2 protein-coding genes and 1 pseudogene are annotated in these 1,881 nt (G+C 67.6%); all 3 read left to right on the forward strand.

Translation table 11 applies throughout. The annotated features are described in order from the left end of the window. A pseudogene (locus AOK09_RS39815) lies at positions 1-88 on the forward strand (IS5/IS1182 family transposase); the annotation flags it as partial. Between the two features lie 603 nt (positions 89-691). Continuing rightward, positions 692-1,147 (forward strand): HNH endonuclease signature motif containing protein, encoded by a 456-nt coding sequence (locus tag AOK09_RS40640; protein WP_157876188.1) that lies wholly within the window; start codon positions 692-694, stop codon positions 1,145-1,147. Between the two features lie 268 nt (positions 1,148-1,415). Beyond that, entirely contained in the window at positions 1,416-1,820 is a 405-nt protein-coding gene (locus AOK09_RS36060; RefSeq protein ID WP_055591392.1) for a hypothetical protein, read from the forward strand. Positions 1,821-1,881 lie beyond the last annotated feature (61 nt).

Consider the following 1,881-nt stretch of genomic DNA (forward strand, 5'->3'; position numbering starts at 1 on the left):
CGTGCAGGTCATCACCGACCCGTTCGGCAAGCTCCTCTGGGCGTCGCCGGCCCTGCCCGGCGCGGTCCACGACGTCAAGGCCGCCCGCGTCCGCCCCCATGCCGGGCTGCCAGTTCGGAACGGTCAGCACCCCGATAACCCGCCGCTCGGCTCCCGCATACGCGGACGCCGCCGGCTCACCCGCGGTCGGCCGGTCCGCCTCGACACTCACCGCCGCCTTCTCCGGCGTCATGTCCGCGAGCACCTCGGCGACCGTCTCCCGCGTGATCCGCAAACGCTCCAAGCCCGCCCGCGCCAGATCCAGCTGTCCCGACAACTCGGCGAGCTCGGCTTCGAGCTCCTCCACGCGCACCCGGGCAGCCCCCTCGCGCGCTTCAAGTTCCTCGAACAGCGAGCCCATCCGCCACCCCTCCTCCACCACCACGGTAGAGAGGAAAAGCCGCGAACACAGCCCAGTCAGCGTTCTCGGAGTTCAACCATTCCCTTCAGAGGAACCGCACCCATTGGACTTGTAACGTGGCAGCACTGACTCCCGACATCACGCATTCAACCTCAGTACCGGAAGACAAGCACGCGGACATGCGATCAGGTTGGGCACGAGTACGCGCGCGTCCCGTCGCACCTTGGCAGTTACTGCTCGACAGACTGCAAGGCTGCGGCGAGTCGCAAGTCGAACCTCACAGTGCGACGCATGCGCTACGCCCCGGGTCACCCCCTGGTGCTCAAGGCCTCTTACGTTCCCGAGCACCGCTTCGTTCTCTTCGAAGAGATCGGCCCCGGAAGGCACCCCTGCAACGGATGCGGCGAGGTCGTTGAGTGGAAGCCTGGGGGCAGAACCGGCAAGGGCGTATTGATCGTCGACCACGTGGACCGGAACCCGATGAACAACGCGCCGGACAATCTGGTGCCCTCGTGCACCCGGTGCAACGTCATGAACGCCGACCGGGTAGTGACCGACCCGGAGAACTTCCGCGTCGTCAAGGGCGGTACTCGTCTGCGTGGCGAGCAGCGGAACTGCGAGTACTGCGGGGGCGAGTTCGTGACGTGGTCGAAGAACCCGGGGGCGGGTAAGGGGCGTTTCTGCTCGCGGTCGTGTGCGTGCCGGAAGCCGCGCGCTGCCGCAGGCGCGGGGCCTGGGCTGGCGTAGCGGCTGCATCGGTCCTCCACGGGCAGAGATGACCCGGGCCCCGCTGGACGGTACGGGGCCCGGGGTGCTCGGCGTGTAGGGCGCCTCGCGGGGGGGCAACGCCCATGGTGGCACGCCGGGTTCGAAGCCCCGTGAACCGTGGGTGGCAGCCGATCCCTTGGATCGCTCCTCCGAACAGGTGGTCCCGGTCGCCAGCCGATTGACCATTGCTCTTGCCGGCCAGTGGACGCCCCTAACGTCTGCGTGAGCACCAGACGAGAGGACACCCATGTACGACATGTCTGTTCCGCCGGCTCTTCGCGCCGCTGTGCGTTGTGATCTCCTGGAGGCTCGGCGGCGTCTCAACGATGCCTTGGAAGCCGAAGCCAACTACGCGGCCCGCTACTGGGAGTGGCTCCGGCTGGTCGGGTATGGCACGACGGACGCCGGACAGTACATGGGCCCGGTGACTGCACTCATGGCGGCGCACGCCCGGGAAGACGGCTTCCCGGACGGGACCATCGCCCGGTGCCTGCAGGTGACTACCGGGCAGGTAGACGAACTGTGCGCTGCCGGCGCCGACTACAACGATGGCGTCCACGGCAGGCATGCAAGGCCTGGCGGTGACGAGGTTAGGCACCGGATCGGAATGATCCGTCGGGAGTCGTTCGCGGAGCTGATCGGCCTGGTCTGAACGGGAGTGACACAGACGCAGGCCAGCCTGGACGCGTCCAGGCTGGCCTGCGTCTGTGTCA

The organism is Peterkaempfera griseoplana (assembly GCF_001418575.1).
Taxonomy (GTDB): Bacteria; Actinomycetota; Actinomycetes; order Streptomycetales; family Streptomycetaceae; genus Peterkaempfera; species Peterkaempfera griseoplana.

Bases quoted from the DNA above. Each gene is read 5' to 3' on its own strand.
- AOK09_RS40640 (WP_157876188.1), top strand. From the start codon at position 692: ATGCGCTACGCCCCGGGTCACCCCCTGGTGCTCAAGGCCTCTTACGTT.
- AOK09_RS36060 (WP_055591392.1), top strand. From the start codon at position 1,416: ATGTACGACATGTCTGTTCCGCCGGCTCTTCGCGCCGCTGTGCGTTGT.